Raw genomic sequence first — 19,024 nt, 5'->3', positions numbered from 1 at the left:
CGCTGTTTGTGGCGGGCTGCGAGCATCAGTGCCCGGGCTGCTATAACCGCAGCACCTGGCGGCTGAACTCCGGCGTGCCGCTGACCATCGCGCTGGAGGAGCGGCTGATTGCCGATCTGAACGATACGCGTATTCCGCGCCAGGGGCTGTCGCTCACCGGCGGCGATCCGCTGCACCCGGCCAACGTGGCGGAGGTCGGGCGGCTGGTGCGCCGGGTTAAGCGCGAGTGTGCGGGCAAGGATATCTGGCTGTGGACCGGTTACCGCCTGGCGGAGCTGAGCGCCGCGCAGCGGCGGGTGGTCGCCGGGGTGAACGTGCTGATCGACGGCCGCTTTGAGCAGGCGCTGAAGGACCCGACGCTGCTGTGGCGGGGCAGCAGCAACCAGGTGATCCACAGGCTGCGCTGAGACTTAACAGACCTGGGGATCCACCGGCTGCGCTAAGAGTTAACAGATCTGAGGATCCAGCGGCTGCGTGAAGGCTTAACAGACCCGGGGATTCACCGGCTTCGCAAGGGTTCAACGCACTCTGCATGCATCGAGTGTGCCGCCGTCGCGCGGTGGCGCACTTTGCGTTACAGTAGCGCCATGTTAACTGAAGCGAAAGAACCGCTGCCGGCTGCCCCGTCCGCCGACTGGCGTCTGTACATTCTGCGCACCGCCAGCGGCGTGCTGTATACCGGCATCACTAACGATGTGCCGCGGCGTCTGGCACAGCATCAGAGCGGCAGGGGGGCGAAAGCGCTGCGCGGCAAAGGTCCGCTGACGCTGGTTTTTCACTGCGCGGCGGGCGACCGATCGCAGGCATCGAAGCTGGAGTATCAGGTAAAGCAGCTGACCCGCCAGCAAAAGCTCGGACTGGTCAGCCACCCGCCGACCTCACTGGCCGACTGGCTGGGGGCGCTTAAAAGCGGCTGAACGGCGCGGCAAACTCGACTTCACCGGCCACGCCGTCAAACACGCCGTCGCTCAGCGGATGGATCTGGAAGCTGCTGGCGCTATCCGGCCAGCGGCAGGTCAGCTGCTGGCTGGCCGCGACGGTAAAGCCGACGCGCCCGTACCAGGCGGGATCGCCCAGCACCACCACCGCCGCGTAACCAAACTCGTTCAGCGTATCCAGCCCTTCACGGACCAGCTGCTGACCCAGCCCCTGGCCGCGTACGCTGGCATCCACCGCCACCGGGGCCAGCGCCACCCAGTGCAGGTCTTCACCGCTCAGAGTGACCGGGCTGAAGGCCGCATAGCCCAGCACCTGGCCCTCATCGTCGGTGGCCACCACGCCCAGCGTCAGCAGGCCATCTTCCCGCAGCTGCTGCACCAGTTCGGCTTCCGCCACGGTGGCGAAGCTGCGGCGCAGCAGGCCGTCTATGCTGGCGGCATCAACGCCAATTTCAGTACGAATTAACATGCTATACCTGCGCGTGCCTCCGGGGGAGCCGCGTCCTGTTTCATTCCGGCCTCAACAAAATCAGCCAGTTGCATAAGACCGATGCGCAATGGCGTCGGCATAGATTCGGGGTCGAGCGCGTCCATCAGGTTTTTCACCTGCAGGCCCAGCTCGGTATCCCCTTCAATGGTCAGACGACGCTGGAAAAACAGCGTGTCCGGATCCCGCCGGCGTGCCGCAATCAACAGCAGATCGCCAGCCGTGGCACGAAACCAGACGTCACACGCGTCGCGATCGGCCACCCGCAGCTGTCCGTCGGCCAGGGTGACCGACCAGCGCAGATCCAGATCGCTAATCTCAATGCCTAACCAGCGTTCAGCCAGGAAGTCCACCTCCCCTTCCACCAGCGCCTGCTGCAGATGCCCGCGCAGCAGCGCTTCGATCAGCGGCTTTTTCAGCGCGAAAGGCGTAACGCCGAGCGGAAGACGCAGCAGCTGCGGGGCCTGTTGCACAACGTAATGACGTAGCCGATCCAGTCTCATTATGACTCCTTACCGATAAATTTCGGCTATTTTGCCACAATCGCCAACGGCGGCAGGCGGCTGGATCAACAAACGGGCAGAACCTCGTCGGTTTTATCAGGGAATCCGTGCCTCATCAATACGCCATTAGCTGCCTTAAATCAAAATTTGTCGCCGCCATCCTCACTACACTCATCGACTTTGCTAACCCGTGAGACTCAGTTATGGAACTGCTCTGCCCGGCCGGCAATCTGCCGGCGCTAAAAGCCGCCATCGCCAGCGGCGCGGACGCCGTCTATATCGGCCTGAAGGATGACACCAACGCCCGCCATTTTGCCGGGCTGAACTTCAACGATAAACGCCTGCAGGAGGCGGCAAACTACGTGCACCAGCGCGGGCGCAAGCTGCACGTGGCGATTAACACCTTTGCCCACCCGGACGGCTTCAGCCGCTGGCAGCGGGCGGTGGATATGGCCGCCGGTGCCGGTGCCGATGCGCTGATCCTCGCCGATCCGGCGATCCTCGACTACGCCGCCCGGCGCTATCCGCAGATTGAACGCCACGTCTCGGTACAGGCCTCGGCCACCAACGCCGCCGCGATCCGTTTTTATCAGCGTAACTTTGATGTGGCCCGGGTGGTATTGCCGCGCGTGCTCTCGATCCATCAGGTGCGGCAACTGGCCCGTGATACCACGGTGCCGCTGGAGGTGTTTGCCTTCGGCAGCCTGTGCATTATGGCCGAGGGGCGCTGCTACCTCTCCTCTTACCTGACCGGCGAATCACCAAATACCGCCGGGGCCTGCTCCCCGGCCCGTTTTGTGCGCTGGCAGCAGACCGCCGCCGGGCTCGAGTCACGGCTTAACGAGGTGCTGATTGACCGTTACGACGACGGTGAGAACGCCGGTTACCCGACGCTGTGCAAAGGCCGTTATCAGGTCGACGGGCCGCGCTACCACGCGCTGGAGGAGCCCACCAGCCTGAATACCCTGGCGCTGCTGCCGGAGCTGATGGCGGCGAAGATCGTTTCGGTCAAAATCGAAGGCCGCCAGCGCAGCCCGGCTTACGTTGCCGAGGTGGCGCGCATCTGGCGCCAGGCGATCGATCGCTGCCAGCAGGACCCGCAGCAGTTTATTCCGCGAGCCGAGTGGATGGCGGCGCTGGGCGCGCTGAGTGAAGGCACGCAAACCACCCTTGGCGCGTATCATCGCGACTGGCAGTAGGACATTATCATGAACTATTCACTCGGACCGGTGCTGTGGTACTGGCCCAAAGAGACGCTGGCCGACTTTTATCAGGCGGCCGCAGAGAGCGAGGCGCAGATCGTTTACCTCGGCGAGACGGTGTGCAGCAGGCGGCGGGCGATTAAAGTCGCCGACTGGCTGGAGATGGCCCGTCAGCTCGCCGCGGCGGGGAAACAGGTGGCGATCGGCACGCTGGCGCTGCTGCAGTCGCCGTCCGAACTCAGCGAGCTGAAACGCTACGTCGATAACGGCGAGTTTATGATCGAGGCCAGCGATCTCGGCACGGTGATGCTGGCCAGCGAGGCACGACTGCCGTTTGTCGCCGGCCCGGCGCTGAACGTCTATAACGCGCAGACCCTGCAGCAGTTGCTCAACCTCGGCATGACCCGCTGGTGTATGCCGGTGGAGCTGTCGCGTGACTGGCTGGTGGCGCTGCTGCAGCAGTGCGAGACGCTGGGCATCCGTCACCAGTTTGAGGTGGAGGTGCTGAGCTACGGCCACCTGCCGCTGGCGTATTCGGCGCGCTGCTTTACCGCCCGCTCGGAGAACCGCAGCAAAGACGCCTGCCAGACCTGCTGTATTAACTACCCGCTCGGGCGGCCGCTGCGCAGCCAGGAGGATCGTCAGGTGTTTGTGCTCAACGGCATCCAGACGCTGAGCGGCTACTGCTATAACCTCGGTAACGATCTGATCTCCATGCAGGGGCTGGTGGACGTGGTGCGCCTGTCGCCGCAGGGGAAAGAGACGCTGGACATGCTTGCCCGCTTCCGCGCTAACGAAACCGGCAAACAGCCGCTGATGCTGGCGCGGCAGGCGGACTGCAACGGCTACTGGCGGCGGGTGGCCGGGCTGGAGCTGGTCAGCTAACGGCGGTTTTACGCCGCCTGCGCGGATCGCGCAGGCGGGCGATAAGCAGCCCGAGCAGTGCATACCCCGCACCGAGCAGCAGCAGCATCATGACATCGCCGCTCACTTCCCGGAGCGGCAGCCCCATCTGGTTGACCCCGGCAATCATCCGCGTGCCCCAGGTCGACGGCAGCATCATCGCGAAACCACGTACCCAGTCCGGCATCGACTGCACCGGCCACAGCGTGCCGGAGAGGTAGTAGACCGGCGTGGTAATAAACGACAGCGACAGATAGATGTGCTCAATGCGGTGCAGGCATTCGGTGACCAGCTTGCCGAGACCGAGCACCGCCAGCTGAAACGGCAGCGTCAGCAGCAGCAGTTCCGGCAGGGTGGCGGTCTGGCGGTAGCCAAGCAGCCACGGCCACAGGCCGAACAGCACCAGCGACAGAAACAGCCATACCGGGATCAGCGCCGACAGCGCCCCGAGCGTCACCGCCAGCGGGGGCTGCCCCTGGCTGCGCAGGGTGATATTCACCCGCACGCTGGCAATCAGCAGCGTATGCTGCATCATCATCACTAGCAGGCCGGGGAATACGATGGCGGCAAAGCTGATCCCCGGATTGAACAGATCCTGCGTCTGGCCGATAAACGGCGTCAGCACCACCGCCGCCTGGCGGGCGCTGAACCCCTGCTGCTGCATCAGCGCGCGGTTGTAGTGGCCGAGCACCTGCTGCCAGGCCGCCAGCACGTCGACCTGAATCTGCCCGTTGGCCATGCGGTTGGTGGCATCGCCGAACACCGGCAGCGATACCGCATTGCCCGCCAGCATCTTTTTCTCCAGGTCCTGCGGCAGTACCAGCACCGCAAACACCTTACGCAGCCCGAGGTCGCGCTGCGCCTCGGGAAGGCCAGGGTAGATCACCGCGGTCATTTTCGGCGTGGCGTTCAGCTGACGGATCAGCATGCGGCTGGCCGGGCTGTGATCCTGGTCAACCACCGCCACCGGCAGGTCCCAGACCGTATCGTGCATATAGACCACGCTCATCAGGCACAGCGAGCCGATCAGCATCATCCACATCGGCTTCTGCAGCATGCCGCTCAGCGTATTAGTCAGGGTCTGCCACCACAGCTTCAATGCGCCTCCTCCGGCTGGCACAGCCGCCGGAACAGGCGGCGGCGCACCAGCAGCGCCACCGCCAGCGGATAGAGCAGCAGCACGCCGCAGACGCTGGCCACCGGCGTGCCCGGTACTTCACGCAGGAACAGGTCAAACATCGCGTTCAGCGCGTGGGTCAGCGGCTCCAGGTTGGCCACCAGCTGCGCCGGCCACGGCATCGACAGCACCGGAATGGCGGTGCCGGAGAAGGTCAGCGCGATGCTGACCAGGATCCCCATCAGGGTGTAGGCGGTGATGGCGCTGGCGGTGAAGGTAAACAGCAGCACGCCGAGGCTCTGCGCCGCCATCACGTAGAAAAACGCCACGCAGACCATATACAGCGGATTGCCGACCACCCGCGCGCTGAACACGCCGATCAGCAGCGCCAGCTCGACCATCAGCAGCACGGTGTAACAGAGCGTATACGGGGCCAGCTTGCCCAGCAGGGCCATGGCAAAGTGGCGCTGATGGATCAGCGGCCGGGCGCGCGCCAGCATATAGATAGTGCAGGTGACGGTGAACAGCTGCAGCAGGTGGATGCAGGCGGCAAACTGCTGAAAGTAGATGTAGCTGCCGCTGGCGTTAAACAGGCTGTCATACTCCAGCGTGGCCCTGGGCAGCGGGGCCATCGCCCGGCCGCTGGCGGCCGCCAGCACCGTCTGGTACGGGGCACTGAGCGTGCTGACCAGGCCGCTGAAGTCCTGGGTGGAGTAGAACCCGGCACCGTAGAACAGCGCGTTGTAGTAGAGGGTCAGCTGCGGCTGGCGGCCGGCCAGCGTGTCGGCTTCAAAAAACGGTGGGATCAGCAGCACCGCGTAGGCGCGGGCGCTCTGCAACGCCTCCAGCGCCTGGCTGCTGTTGCCGGCCAGCGTCACCTGCGCGTGCGAACCGGCATTCAGATCGCGGATCAGCGTGCGCGACAGCGTGCTGTGATCCTGGTCGACCGCCACCACCGGCAGGTTCAGCAGGGTGCCTTCAGAGAAGTCGCTGGCGATCAGCGCAAACAGCAGCAGCGGAAAGCACCAGCCGAGCCAGTGCACCACCGGCTTGCGCCAGCCGTTGAACACCTCATGGCGGAAGGCGTGCAGAAAACTCAGCAACGCCGGAACTACTTTTGCCACAGCCATAAGGCACTCATCCCCTGACGCAGGTCGGCGACCGGCCGGTCGGGATAGAGGCGCACCTCGAAGGTTTTCAGATCGAAGTCGCCGGTGGCGCGGGTGGCGCGTTTGGTGGCGTAGTCGCCCAGCGGGGCGATATAACGCACTTCGGCGGCAATCATGCGGTTATTCAGGGCTGGCACCCGCAGCTGCACCTTATCGCCTTTGTGCACGTTCGCCAGGATATCCTCACGCAGGTCGAAGACAAACCACGCCGACGGCAGTTCCACCAGCGTCACCAGCGGGCTGCCGGCGTTCATCAGTTCACCCTGCTCCGCCGGGATTGGGCCGACCTCCCCCGCCACCGGTGCCCGCACCAGCAGCTCGTCAGTCTGTGCCTTGATCTGCAGCAGGTCCTGCTCCGCCTGGCGCAGCTGGGCGGAAAAGGCCTGCCGCTGCTCAGTACGATCGCCATGCAGCCCCTGGTCGAGGTTCGCCAGAGCCGCCTGCACCTGCTGCTGCGCGCTGTCGCGCGCCTGGCGGGCGTTATCCAGCTCCTGCGCTGAGATAAAGCCCTTCGCCGCCACCGCCACGTCACGCCGCCAGGCGGCCTGCGCATTGACCAGCCCGGTCCGCGCCTGGTCCAGCAGCGCCTGCAGGTTGCGGATGGTCTCTTCACGGGTGCCGTTCAGCGACTGGTCGAGAACCGCCTGCGCCCGATCGCGGGCGGCCTCACTGGATTTTAGCTGGGCAATCAGCTCCGGCGCGTCCAGCCGGAGCAGCGGCTGCCCGGCGCGCACGTCATCGCCTCTGCGCACCAGTTTCGCCACCACCCGCCCCCGCGCCTTAGAGGAGACAATCACCTCGCGGGCATCGACCTCCCCCTGCAGCAGCAGGTCGCGGCTGTGGGCGCGGAACAGCACGGTCAGCGCCACCGCCAGCACCATAACCAGCAGGGTAATAAAGACGTTTTTTTTCACTAACGGGCCCCTGAGACAACGGGCAGGCGGGAACGGGAGAGGCAGAACATTGCAGTATCCTTCGCAATCGACAAATCCGGAGGCGCTTACTATAAATGCAGCAGTGATGCGTTTATTGACGTTAAACCACTTTGCCGCGCCGGTGTTTGTCTTTTAACAGTGCTCGAAACGGACAATCGCCGCGCAACAGGATCGCGTAGCCTTGAGGTTTTCGTGTTTTGCCTACAGGACATTAACTGAGTGAGCCACTATGTCTGAGATCAACCCCGTTCCGCTGTCCCTGCTCGACCTGGCCCCGATCCCGCAGGGCGCCACCGCGCGTGACGCCTTTCATACCTCGCTGGCGCTGGCTCAGCAGGCGGAGAAGCTCGGCTTCCACCGCTACTGGCTGGCGGAGCACCACAATATGACCGGCATCGCCAGCGCCGCCACTTCGGTACTGATCGGCTATCTGGCGGCCAATACCCGCACGCTGCGCCTCGGGTCTGGCGGCATCATGCTGCCGAACCACGCGCCGCTGGTAATTGCCGAACAGTTTGGCACGCTGGAGTCGCTCTATCCGGGGCGGATCGATCTGGGCCTTGGCCGCGCGCCGGGCTCCGACCAGCGCACCATGATGGCATTACGCCGCCATATTAACGGCCAGGGCGATACCTTTGCGGAGGACGTCTCGCGGATGGTGAGCTGGTTTGACGCCCCACAGGGCGAGGCCCCGGCGGTGCAGCCGGTGCCGGGCCTTGGACTGAAGATCCCGATGTGGCTGCTCGGCTCCAGCCTGTACAGCGCCCAACTGGCCGCAAAACTCGGCCTGCCGTTTGCCTTTGCCTCGCACTTTGCGCCGGAGCTGCTGCTGCAGGCGCTGCACCAGTACCGCGAGAACTTTACGCCGTCCGCGCGGCTGCAGAAGCCTTACGCCATGGTGTGCATCAACGTGGTGGCCGCCGACAGCGATAACGACGCGAACTTCCTGTTCACTTCGATGCAGCAGCAGTTTATCAACCTGCGCCGCGGGCAGCCGGGGCCGCTGCCGGCACCGGTAACCAACCTGCATCAGCTGTGGAGCGCCGGTGAGCAGTACGGCGTGCAGCAGGCGCTGAGCATGTCGGTGGTCGGCGGTAAAGAGAAGGTGCGCCACGGACTGGCCGCGCTGCTGCGCGAAACCCAGGCAGATGAGATTATGATTAACGGCCAGATCTTCGATCCCCAGGCGCGGCTGCACTCGTTCGCGCTGGCGATGGAGGCGTACCGGTCGCTGTGAGACGGCCCTTAATACAATACAGAACATTAAGCGATGGGAGCCGGTACACGGCATCACTGATGGCCCGTGCTGAGCTGTTACGGATGACGCTTCTGGCGTCTTTACGGAGTGTAGATGCTTCGTAAGCCGGGCACGATGCCAGCAGGCGAGGCGACCTGAAACGGGCGCAGTGTTCGCAGACAACCGGTGCCCGGCACGGTATCAGCCGCAAAAAAAAACCAGCCCGCAGGCTGGTTTTTTCTGTGCATCAGCGGCTATGCCGCCTGCGACAGGTGATTATGCATCACGACGACGGGCAGGTGCTGCACCGGCTTCTTCGCGACGCGGGCCACGGGAAGCGCCACCGTCACGGCTGAAACCGCCGCTGCGACGCTCACCGCTGCGCTCGTTGCTGAAGCGACGACCGCCTTCAGAAGGACCACGTGCGCCATCAGCAGGACCACGACGCTCACCGCCGCCGAAACCACGGCCCGGGCCGCCTGGACGACGTTCGCCGCCACGGTCAGTGCTGCGTTCAGGACGCGGCTGCGCGTCACCGATCAGCTGCATGTTCATCGGCTTGTTCAGGATGCGCGTGCGGGTGAAGTGCTGCAGAACTTCGCCCGGCATGCCTTTCGGCAGCTCGATGGTGGAGTGGGTACCGAACAGCTTGATGTTACCGATGTAACGGCTGCTGATGTCGCCTTCGTTAGCGATAGCGCCAACGATGTGACGCACTTCAACGCCGTCATCACGGCCCACTTCAATGCGGTAAACTTCCATATCGCCAACTTCGCGACGCTCGCGACGTGGACGGTCGCCTTCTGCACGGGCTTCACGCGGGCCACGGTCCGGACGATCGCCACGACGGTCATCACGACGATCGTCACGCTCACGGAATTCACGGCGCGGACGCTGTGGTGCATCAGCAGCCACGATCAGTGGACGTTCGCCCTGGGCCATTTTCAGCAGTGCTGCGGCCAGCGTTTCGATGTCCAGCTCGTCTTCCGGCTGCATTTTAGCCAGCAGCGCACGGTACTGGTCCAGATCGCTGCTTTCCAGCTGCTGCTGAACTTTAGCCGCGAACTTCTCGAGGCGACGCTGGCCCAGCAGTTCTGCGTTTGGCAGATCCACTTCAGGAATGGTCAGCTTCATGGTGCGTTCAATGTTGCGCAGCAGACGACGCTCGCGGTTCTCAACGAACAGCAGCGCACGGCCAGCACGGCCCGCACGACCGGTACGGCCGATACGGTGAACGTAAGACTCGGCATCCATAGGGATGTCGTAGTTTACTACCAGGCTGATACGCTCTACGTCCAGGCCACGGGCCGCAACGTCGGTGGCGATCAGGATGTCCAGACGACCGTCTTTCAGACGCTCCAGCGTCTGCTCACGCAGTGCCTGGTTCATGTCACCGTTCAGCGCGGCGCTGTTGTAACCGCTGCGCTCCAGCGCTTCGGCCACTTCCAGCGTGGCGTTTTTGGTACGCACGAAGATGATCGCAGCGTCAAAGTCTTCAGCTTCCAGGAAGCGGGTCAGCGCGTCAGTTTTACGGCCGAATGCAGTCCAGTAGCTCTGGCTGATGTCCGGACGGGTGGTCATGCTTGACTGGATGCGCACTTCCTGCGGATCTTTCATGAAACGCTTGGTGATGCGACGGATCGCTTCCGGCATGGTGGCAGAGAACAGCGCGGTCTGGTGACCGTCCGGGATCTGCGCCATGATGGTTTCAACGTCTTCGATGAAGCCCATACGCAGCATTTCATCGGCTTCGTCCAGCACCAGGCCACGCAGGTTAGACAGGTCAAGGGTACCGCGCTTCAGGTGATCCAGCAGACGACCCGGGGTGCCCACAACAACCTGTGGACCCTGGCGCAGAGCGCGCAGCTGAACGTCATAACGCTGGCCGCCGTACAGGGCCACCACGTTCAGGCCTTTCATGTGTTTAGCGAATTCGGTCATTGCCTCAGCAACCTGCACCGCCAGTTCGCGGGTCGGTGCCAGCACCAGAATCTGTGGTGCTTTAACGGTTGGATCAATGTTGTGTAACAGCGGCAGAGAGAAGGCCGCGGTTTTACCGCTCCCGGTCTGCGCCATGCCTAACACGTCACGGCCCGCCAGCAGGTGAGGAATACACTCAGCCTGGATTGGGGATGGCTTCACGTAGCCCATGCCGTTCAGTGATTCAAGGATGTCGGCGTTCAGGCCAAGGTCGGAAAAAGTGGTTTGGATATCAGTCATGTAGTACACGTGCCTCTTAGATTGCGGCGGCCAGTCTACATAACTCGTCGTGAAAATTTTCAGTCATTTTCATCAAAAAGTGTGAACCGGCTCAAATTAGTGGTTTCGACGAACAAAAAGGCCCTCATCCGTTAAGATGATGACTTTTCGAAAATTGGGCAAAAAAAGTTCGTCAGCTATTGCTGGTCAGATTCTGATAGATCGTCTTGTGTCTGGCCAAGTAGCGCCAGCTCCAACAATGCATATCGGTGCTCAACGAAGTTGTGTACGTTGTTAGCGACCGTCAGCTTGAACAACGCTTCTGCGTTGTCCTTCTCCCCCAGACTTAGGTAGTACTTACCTAAATAGAAGTTGGTTTCACTGAGATGTTCAGCGAGCGAGGTGTTATCCGTTGCGTCCGCCTGGAGTCGTTCTGTCAGCGTTTTATTGCTGATGTCGCCCAGGTAGAACTCGACAATATTCCATCCCCATTGCTCCTTAACCGCTTTGTCGTAGCGCTGCTTTAGCGCGACTTTGGCCTGGTCTGCGTCGATCTCGCGTTCTGCGAGATACAGCCACAGGCTGCGGAAGGGATCGTTGGGATCGTCTTGATAAAACGCCAGCAGATCATCTTGCGCCAGCTTAAATCTACCGCCGTAATACAGGGCGATGCCTCGATTTAAATGCGCATAATTGTAAGTTGGATCAAGCTCAAGTACAGAATCGAACGCTTCATAGGCAGCATCATAGTTGCCTGCCTGCGTTAAATATATGCCTAAGTAATTGAATACTTCCGGCATATCTGGTCGGATGGATAGCGCTTGCGAAAAGTCATTCCGCGCCAGTGCCCTCAGACCAAGACTATCATACAACACTCCGCGCTCATATAACAGCTGTGCGCGTTCATCATCGGTCAATGACCGACTGGCAAGTATTTGTTCCATGCGAGCAAGAATGACTTCCTGTTGCAGCGTAGGCTGCAGAGGAACGGCCAGTACTTCGTTCTCACGCCATGCGGTGTTGCTGCATCCTGCCAGCGTTAAAGCTGTCGCAACAAAACACCAGCGCAAAAATGGCTTCATTACCTACTCCCGAAAACAAACATAAGGGATAATCCTGTCACCCGCCTGCCGTCCACAAGGTATCCAGCCCTCGCGATGAAACGACGTGACCTGAAAGACGGCGGGCTTTGCCCGCCGTCATCCGGGTCACGCGTAAAGGTCGTGGTACTTATTCTGCTGCAGGTGCTTCAGAAGCTGCGGCTTCAGGCTGTGCCTGCTCGCTGGCTTCTTTGATGCTCAGGCGCACGCGGCCCTGACGGTCAACTTCCAGTACCTTAACCGGTACTTCCTGACCCATCTGCAGGTAGTCGGTCACTTTCTCAACGCGCTTGTCAGCGATCTGAGAGATGTGGACCAGACCTTCTTTACCGCCACCGATCGCCACGAAGGCACCGAAGTCAACGATGCGGGTAACCTTACCGCTGTAGATACGGCCCACTTCGATTTCTGCGGTGATCTCTTCGATACGGCGGATAGCGAATTTCGCCTTCTCACCGTCGGTTGCGGCAATTTTCACCGTACCGTCATCTTCGATTTCGATGGTGGTGCCGGTCTCTTCGGTCAGCGCACGGATCACCGAGCCACCTTTACCGATCACGTCTTTGATCTTATCAACGCTGATCTTGATGGTGTGGATACGTGGTGCAAACTGAGAGATATCGCCACGCGGTCCGCTGATCGCCTGTTCCATCACGCCGAGGATATGCAGACGCGCACCCTTAGCCTGGTTAAGAGCCACCTGCATGATTTCGCGGGTGATACCTTCGATTTTGATGTCCATCTGCAGCGCGGTGATACCTTCACGGCTACCGGCCACTTTAAAGTCCATATCGCCCAGGTGGTCTTCGTCACCGAGGATATCAGACAGGACTACGAAGTTGTCTTCGTCTTTCACCAGGCCCATCGCAATACCGGCTACGGCGGCCTTGATTGGCACGCCCGCATCCATCAGCGCCAGGGAAGCACCGCATACGGACGCCATTGACGAGGAACCGTTAGATTCGGTGATTTCAGACACCACGCGCACGGTGTACGGGAACGCGTCGCCTTTCGGCATAACGGCCAGCACGCCACGTTTCGCCAGACGACCGTGACCAATTTCACGACGCTTCGGCGAGCCGACCATGCCGGTTTCACCGACAGAGTACGGAGGGAAGTTATAGTGGAACAGGAAGTTGTCGGTACGCTCGCCCATCAACTCGTCCAGGTTCTGCGCATCACGTGCGGTACCCAGAGTGGCGGTGACCAGCGCCTGCGTTTCACCACGGGTGAACAGCGCAGAGCCGTGGGTACGTGGCAGTACGCCGGTACGCACGTCCAGACCACGGATCATGTCTTTTTCACGGCCATCGATACGCGGTTCGCCACGCAGAATGCGGCTACGCACCACGTTCTTCTCCAGCGTGTGCAGGATGTCGCTGATTTCACCGGCGTCCAGTGATTCGTCTTCCGCCTGCAGTGCTGCAGTGGTTTCAGACTTGATCACGCCAACCTGAGCGTAACGCTCCTGTTTTTCAGTGATGCGGTAAGCGTCGCTCAGGCGGGTTTCAGCCAGCGCGGCGATACGTGCAGTTAACGCTTCGTTGACGGCTTCTGGCGTCCAGTCCCAACGCGGCTTGCCGGCTTCGGCGACCAGCGCGTTGATGTTGTCGATGACGATCTGCTGCTGGTCGTGGCCGAACACCACGGCGCCCAGCATCTGCTCTTCGCTGAGGATTTCCGCTTCAGATTCAACCATCAGTACCGCACCCTGGGTACCGGCAACCACCAGATCCAGCTTGCTCACTTTCAGCTCGTCGCTGGTTGGGTTCAGCACGTACTGGTCGTTGATGTAGCCAACGCGGGCCGCACCGATTGGACCGTTGAACGGCAGGCCAGACAGCGCCAGCGCCGCTGAAGCACCGATCATCGCCACGATATCCGGGTTAACCTGTGGGTTAACGGAAACCACGGTGGCAATCACCTGCACTTCATTGACGAAGCCTTCCGGGAACAGTGGGCGGATTGGGCGGTCAATCAGGCGTGAGGTCAGGGTCTCACCTTCGCTTGGACGGCCTTCGCGACGGAAGAAGCTGCCCGGAATACGACCGGCAGCGTAGGTACGCTCCTGGTAGTTAACGGTTAACGGGAAGAAATCCTGGCCTGGCTTAGATTTTTTCTGACCGACGACGGTCACGAACACGGCGGTGTCGTCCATGCTGACCATAACGGCAGCCGTTGCCTGGCGAGCCATCATGCCGGTTTCAAGCGTGACGGTGTGCTGGCCATACTGGAATTTTTTAACGATCGGGTTCAGCAAAATGCGTTCCTTAACATCAGGGCAGGACGTTTTACCTGCCATGGATTTTTAATCTTCGCTTGCATCTCGCGACTAATGACAACCCTCATCCCCGGCAGGATGAAGCCTCTCATTAGCCGCGCGAAACTCTGCAACTGAAGATCACACTCAGCAACAATACAATAGTTTGTGTTTAATTGCTGCCGCTCGCGTGAAAAAAGGGGCCATAAAGGCCCCTTTCCAGCGATACGCGTACCAGGCTGCCCGTTTCATCACGTGACGTTCAGATTGCTCTGAAAACGGGAGAGGGCAGCAAGGCAGACTTAGCGACGCAGACCCAGACGCTCGATCAGGCTGGTGTAACGTGCAACGTCTTTGCGCTTCAGGTAGTCCAGCAGCTTACGACGCTGGGATACCATACGCAGCAGGCCACGACGGCTGTGGTGGTCTTTTTTGTGCTCAGAGAAGTGACCCTGCAGATGGTTAATCTGTGCGGTCAGCAGAGCAACCTGAACTTCGGTAGAACCACTGTCGTTTGCGCCGCGACCGAAATCAGCAACGATCTGCGCTTTAGTTTCAACACTTAGAGACATGTTACAACTCCAAATTATAAGATAAATGTACAGGTGCCGATCTCTAATTCAGCTACCCAGTGTAAAGCCGCGCCATTCTACTCTGCGCATTGCTTAAGCGCAAATACCGCCGTCAACTTTCACGCAGCAGAAGCGCTGGTGCCGCACAGACCCGCGCTCACCCCGTTATCACAAAGACCTGCGCCTGGCGGATTGCCCGGCGCAGTCAGCTCAGGTTAGTCGGCGTATTCCACGACCAGCCGGCGCGGAGCCACGCGGCCGTCGTCGGCGATTTCCGCCATGCCGATAAACGCATGCTCATCACCGGCGGTGACCCGTACCAGCCCGCTGGCCGGCGCCCCGGCGGCCTGTACCGGCATCCCCTGCTTAAAGTAAGCGGCAACGCTGGCGGCCAGATGCACGATCGGGTACTCCGACGCCGGGCTGTCCATCGGCATCAGCAGCGCGTCGAGCAGCTCTGCCGGCGCACGCTCGCTGCGGTGCGCTTCTTCAGTCAGCGCCTGCAGCTGCTCCAGCGTCACCATTTTCTCAATGGGATAGGTCGCCACCTGCAGACGACGCAGGTAGGTCACGTGCGCGCCACAGCCGAGCTGCTCACCGAGATCGTCGATGATGGTGCGGATGTAGGTGCCTTTGGAAACGTGGATTTCCAGCTCCAGTTCATCGCCCTCATGGCGGATAAACAGCAGCTCAAACACCTCAATCGCCCGCGATTCGCGCGGCACTTCAATGCCTTCACGGGCATATTCATACAGCTTACGCCCCTGATACTTGAGCGCCGAATACATCGACGGGATCTGCTGCGTTTTACCACGGAAGCTTTCCAGCGCCAGCTGCAGCTGCTCCGCGCTGAAGGTGACCGGCCGCTCGCTGACCACCGAACCATCAGCGTCCGAGGTGTCGGTACGCTGGCCCAGCCGGGCGATCACCCGATAACGCTTGTCGGACTCCAGCAGATACTGCGAGAACTTGGTCGCCTCACCCAGGCAGATCGGCAGCATGCCGGTCGCCAGCGGATCCAGCGCGCCGGTATGACCGGCACGGTTGGCGTTATACAGGCGTTTTACTTTTTGCAGCGCATCGTTGGAGGAGAGCCCGGTGGGCTTATCCAGCAACAGCACGCCGTGAATATCGCGACCGCGACGGCGAGGACGGCTCATTACTCTGCTTTGCCTTCTTCCGGTTCATCATCCACCGGGCCACGGCGATCGGCGTCGTTCTTGATCACGTTGGAGACCAGGTTTGACATACGCATCCCCTCGACCAGCGAGTTGTCGTAGAACCAGGTCAGCTCCGGCACGATGCGCAGACGCATCGCTTTACCCAGCAGGGAGCGGATATAACCGGAGGCGTCGCCAAGAGCGCGCAGGCCGGCTTTGATCGCATCTTCGTCTTTGTCATTCAGGAAAGTAACAAACACCTTGGCGTAGGCCAGGTCGCGTGACACTTCCACCGCGGATACGGTAACCATCAGACCCAGACGCGGATCTTTAATCTCGCGTTGCAGAATGATGGCAATCTCTTTTTGCAGCTCTTGTGAAACGCGCTGCGGGCGGCCAAATTCTTTCGCCATAATTTTTCTCTCCAAATAATTCGGGAGGCCAGAAGCCTCCCAAATACAGTCACGCTGACCTTTCTCATCTTTCTGGCCGCCCTGAAGGGCGGCCCGATGAGGGGTTCCGGGACGCTTAGTCGATGGTACGCTGGATTTCGATAATTTCGAATACTTCGATCATATCGCCAACGCGGACGTCGTTGTAGTTCTTCACGCCGATACCACATTCCATACCGTTACGGACTTCGTTAACGTCATCTTTGAAGCGGCGCAGGGATTCCAGCTCGCCTTCGTAGATCACCACGTTGTCACGCAGTACGCGGATTGGGTTGTGACGTTTGATGTTACCTTCGGTCACCATACAACCGGCGATGGCACCAAACTTCGGTGATTTGAACACGTCACGTACCGCAGCCAGACCGATAATCTGCTGTTTGTACTCTGGTGCCAGCATACCGCTCATCGCCGCTTTCACTTCGTCGATCAGATTATAGATAACGGAGTAGTAACGCAGATCCAGGCTTTCTGAATCGATGACGCGACGCGCAGAGGCATCAGCACGGACGTTGAAGCCCACCAGGATCGCGTTAGACGCGGCAGCCAGCGTGGCATCCGTTTCGGTGATCCCACCGACGCCGGAACCGATGATTTTCACTTTCACTTCATCAGTAGACAGCTTCAGCAGTGAGTCGGAGATCGCTTCGACAGAACCCTGAACGTCCGCTTTCAGCACGATGTTCAGTTCAGATACTTCGCCTTCGGTCATGTTCGCAAACATGTTTTCCAGCTTGGATTTCTGCTGACGCGCCAGCTTAACTTCACGGAATTTGCCCTGACGATACAGCGCCACTTCACGCGCTTTCTTCTCGTCACGCACCACGGTTGCTTCATCACCCGCTGCCGGCACGCCGGACAGGCCAAGGATCTCAACCGGGATGGATGGACCAGCGGTCATAACTTCACGACCCAGTTCATCACGCATCGCACGCACGCGGCCGTATTCGAAGCCACACAGCACGATATCGCCTTTATTCAGCGTACCTTCACGTACCAGCACGGTAGCCACCGGGCCACGACCTTTATCCAGGAAGGACTCGATCACCACGCCGCTTGCCATACCCTGACGTACCGCGCTCAGCTCCAGAACTTCCGCCTGCAGCAGGATTACGTTCAACAGGTCGTCAATACCGGTACCGACTTTCGCCGAGACGTTGACGAACATGTTCTCGCCGCCCCACTCTTCCGGGATGATACCGTACTGAGTCAGTTCGTTTTTAACACGATCGGGATCGGAATCAGGCTTATCGACTTTGTTCACCGCAACCACAACCGGCACTTTGGCCGCTTTGGCGTGCTGGATCGCTTCGATAGTCTGTGGCATCACGCCATCGTCGGCCGCCACCACCAGGATAACGATATCCGTCGCCTGAGCACCACGAGCACGCATAGAGGTGAACGCGGCGTGGCCTGGGGTGTCGAGGAAGGTGATCATACCGTTGTCGGTTTCGACGTGGTATGCACCGATGTGCTGGGTAATGCCGCCCGCTTCGCCAGAGGCGACTTTAGTGGAACGGATGTAGTCCAGCAGTGAGGTTTTACCGTGGTCAACGTGGCCCATGATGGTCACGACTGGCGCACGGGATTCGTGGTCAGCATCGACATCACGATCGCTCATTACCGCTTCTTCCAGCTCGTTCTCGCGGCGCAGCGTCACTTTGTGACCCATCTCTTCCGCGACCAGCTGAGCAGTTTCCTGATCGATAACCTGGTTGATGGTCGCCATGGCGCCCATCTTCATCATCGCTTTGATAACCTGGGAGCCTTTTACCGCCATTTTATTGGCCAGTTCAGCTACGGTTACGGTTTCGCCGATGATGACGTCACGGTTAACAGCCTGCGCTGGCTTGTTGAAGCCCTGCTGCAGGGTGCTTGGCTTACGCTTGCCACCTTTACCGCCGCGAACCTGCGCACGCGCTTCTTCACGGTCAGTTTTCGCTTCAGAATGCTTGTTGCCTTTCTTACGCACCGGAGCTTTTGCCGGACGTGCAACGGTGCGGCTGCGGCGATCGCCTTCAACCTGCGCATCGTTTTCATCTTCGGCGGCACGGGCGTGAGTTGAAGTGGTTACGTGGTAGTCAGAGGTGTCTTCAACCTCTTTCGCCTGGGTCCACTCTTCGCCTTTCTCTTCTGCCATTTTACGTGCTTCTTCTGCGACGCGCTTCGCGTCTTCTTCAATCTTGCGGCGCGCTTCTTCTTCAGCTTTACGCTTCAGTTCTGCGGCTTCCGCTTCACGGCGGGCTTTGTCGGACTGCGAAGCCCGGGTCATATCGTCGGTATGTTGATTGCTCACTTTATCTCTTTCCGCTGCTTCACGTTTGGCTTTATCAGCTGCCTCACGCTTGGCCTGCTCCTCGGCTTCACGCTTCGCTTTCTCTTGAGCTTCGCGCTGGGCTTTTTCTTCAGCCTCGCGACGAGCCAGTTCTTCCGCTTCACGCTGCGCCTGAGCCTCAGCTTCTGCCTGTTCAGCTTCAGCCTGCGAGCCTGTTACATAGGTGCGCTTTTTGCGGACTTCGATTTGCACCGACTTGCTTTTGCCACCGGTGACGGGGATGTTCAGGGTGCTGCGTGTTTTACGCTGCAGAGTCAGTTTATCAGATCCGCCACCGTGTTCGCGATGCAGATGATTAAGTAATGTCTCTTTTTCCTGCTGGGTAACAGAGTCAGTTTCAGACTTGTTAATCCCTGCATCAGCAAACTGCTGTACCAGGCGATCAACGGAGGTCTGAATCTCTGCGGCCAGTGATTTTACGGTTACATCTGTCGTCATGCTGTTCCTTCCTGCTCGTT

At 60.2% G+C, this 19,024-nt stretch carries 18 protein-coding genes; 5 read left to right on the top strand and 13 right to left on the bottom strand.

Annotation, left to right across the window (positions count from 1 at the left end):
* Together nrdG and NV64_RS09300 are read left to right on the top strand one after the other, a co-directional pair.
* On the top strand, positions 1-407 hold a 407-nt coding region (gene nrdG / locus NV64_RS23685; RefSeq protein ID WP_199177640.1), incomplete at its 5' end, for an anaerobic ribonucleoside-triphosphate reductase-activating protein.
* A 180-nt stretch (positions 408-587) separates the two neighbouring features.
* On the top strand, positions 588-917 hold the full coding sequence (locus NV64_RS09300) for a GIY-YIG nuclease family protein (protein WP_101505779.1): 330 nt from the start codon (positions 588-590) through the stop codon (positions 915-917).
* On the opposite strand, the gene NV64_RS09295 is transcribed toward NV64_RS09300, so the two are convergent.
* Both NV64_RS09295 and NV64_RS09290 read right to left on the bottom strand, forming a co-directional pair.
* Positions 904-1,407 carry a GNAT family N-acetyltransferase gene (locus NV64_RS09295; RefSeq protein WP_056231248.1) on the bottom strand — a complete coding sequence of 168 codons (504 nt, stop codon included), beginning with the start codon at positions 1,405-1,407 and terminating at the stop codon, positions 904-906. The genes NV64_RS09300 and NV64_RS09295 overlap by 14 nt on opposite strands.
* A complete protein-coding gene (locus NV64_RS09290; protein ID WP_056231245.1) occupies positions 1,401-1,928 on the bottom strand; it encodes an SCP2 domain-containing protein in 528 nt (175 codons plus the stop codon). The genes NV64_RS09295 and NV64_RS09290 overlap by 7 nt, the downstream gene beginning before the upstream one ends.
* 203 nt (positions 1,929-2,131) lie before the next feature.
* On the opposite strand from NV64_RS09290, the gene NV64_RS09285 reads away from it, so the two are divergent.
* Together NV64_RS09285 and NV64_RS09280 are read left to right on the top strand one after the other, a co-directional pair.
* Positions 2,132-3,127, top strand: a complete 996-nt coding sequence (locus NV64_RS09285) for a peptidase U32 family protein (RefSeq protein WP_056231243.1) — start codon at positions 2,132-2,134, stop codon at positions 3,125-3,127.
* A gap of 9 nt (positions 3,128-3,136) precedes the next feature.
* Positions 3,137-4,015 (top strand): U32 family peptidase, encoded by an 879-nt coding sequence (locus NV64_RS09280; protein ID WP_056231241.1) that lies wholly within the window; start codon positions 3,137-3,139, stop codon positions 4,013-4,015.
* Here the strand turns inward: NV64_RS09280 and NV64_RS09275 are convergent.
* Genes NV64_RS09275 through NV64_RS09265 form a run of 3 tightly spaced genes read right to left on the bottom strand, consistent with a single transcriptional unit; the run spans position 4,008 to position 7,233 of the window.
* Entirely contained in the window at positions 4,008-5,132 is a 1,125-nt protein-coding gene (locus NV64_RS09275; RefSeq protein WP_101505778.1) for an ABC transporter permease, read from the bottom strand. The two genes, NV64_RS09280 and NV64_RS09275, sit on opposite strands and share 8 nt — an antisense overlap.
* Positions 5,129-6,280, bottom strand: coding sequence for an ABC transporter permease (locus NV64_RS09270; protein WP_101505777.1), 1,152 nt, complete (start codon positions 6,278-6,280; stop codon positions 5,129-5,131). Before NV64_RS09270 ends, NV64_RS09275 begins: the two co-directional genes overlap by 4 nt.
* Positions 6,262-7,233 (bottom strand): HlyD family secretion protein, encoded by a 972-nt coding sequence (locus tag NV64_RS09265; RefSeq protein ID WP_056231233.1) that lies wholly within the window; start codon positions 7,231-7,233, stop codon positions 6,262-6,264. The genes NV64_RS09270 and NV64_RS09265 overlap by 19 nt, the downstream gene beginning before the upstream one ends.
* A gap of 250 nt (positions 7,234-7,483) precedes the next feature.
* On the opposite strand from NV64_RS09265, the gene NV64_RS09260 reads away from it, so the two are divergent.
* Positions 7,484-8,491, top strand: coding sequence for a luciferase-like monooxygenase (locus tag NV64_RS09260; RefSeq protein ID WP_056231231.1), 1,008 nt, complete (start codon positions 7,484-7,486; stop codon positions 8,489-8,491).
* A 276-nt stretch (positions 8,492-8,767) separates the two neighbouring features.
* On the opposite strand, the gene NV64_RS09255 is transcribed toward NV64_RS09260, so the two are convergent.
* The 8 genes from NV64_RS09255 to infB all read right to left on the bottom strand — a co-directional run bounded on the left by NV64_RS09255 (position 8,768) and on the right by infB (position 19,004).
* Entirely contained in the window at positions 8,768-10,711 is a 1,944-nt protein-coding gene (locus tag NV64_RS09255; protein ID WP_101505776.1) for a DEAD/DEAH family ATP-dependent RNA helicase, read from the bottom strand.
* Positions 10,712-10,727: 16 nt separating this feature from the next.
* Complete coding sequence (yrbN, locus tag NV64_RS24490; RefSeq protein WP_100229640.1) at positions 10,728-10,784, bottom strand: protein YrbN; 57 nt, start codon at positions 10,782-10,784, stop codon at positions 10,728-10,730.
* A gap of 103 nt (positions 10,785-10,887) precedes the next feature.
* On the bottom strand, positions 10,888-11,772 hold the full coding sequence (gene nlpI / locus NV64_RS09245; protein WP_056231226.1) for a lipoprotein NlpI: 885 nt from the start codon (positions 11,770-11,772) through the stop codon (positions 10,888-10,890).
* Between the two features lie 148 nt (positions 11,773-11,920).
* Entirely contained in the window at positions 11,921-14,050 is a 2,130-nt protein-coding gene (pnp, locus tag NV64_RS09240) for a polyribonucleotide nucleotidyltransferase (RefSeq protein ID WP_056231223.1), read from the bottom strand.
* Between the two features lie 302 nt (positions 14,051-14,352).
* Positions 14,353-14,622 carry a 30S ribosomal protein S15 gene (rpsO, locus tag NV64_RS09230; RefSeq protein ID WP_052898306.1) on the bottom strand — a complete coding sequence of 90 codons (270 nt, stop codon included), beginning with the start codon at positions 14,620-14,622 and terminating at the stop codon, positions 14,353-14,355.
* 215 nt (positions 14,623-14,837) lie between these two features.
* Positions 14,838-15,782, bottom strand: a complete 945-nt coding sequence (gene truB, locus NV64_RS09225) for a tRNA pseudouridine(55) synthase TruB (RefSeq protein WP_056231220.1) — start codon at positions 15,780-15,782, stop codon at positions 14,838-14,840.
* Complete coding sequence (gene rbfA / locus NV64_RS09220; RefSeq protein ID WP_056231217.1) at positions 15,782-16,195, bottom strand: 30S ribosome-binding factor RbfA; 414 nt, start codon at positions 16,193-16,195, stop codon at positions 15,782-15,784. The genes truB and rbfA overlap by 1 nt, the downstream gene beginning before the upstream one ends.
* 115 nt (positions 16,196-16,310) lie before the next feature.
* Complete coding sequence (gene infB / locus NV64_RS09215; RefSeq protein WP_056231214.1) at positions 16,311-19,004, bottom strand: translation initiation factor IF-2; 2,694 nt, start codon at positions 19,002-19,004, stop codon at positions 16,311-16,313.
* Between the last annotated feature and the right edge of the window lie 20 nt (positions 19,005-19,024).

Origin of the sequence: Erwinia sp. B116 (genome assembly GCF_002865965.1) — a bacterium.
Classification (GTDB): Bacteria; Pseudomonadota; Gammaproteobacteria; order Enterobacterales; family Enterobacteriaceae; genus Erwinia.
The sequence above is the reverse complement of the archived record's forward strand: the minus strand, read 5'-3'. Positions and strand labels throughout refer to the sequence as shown.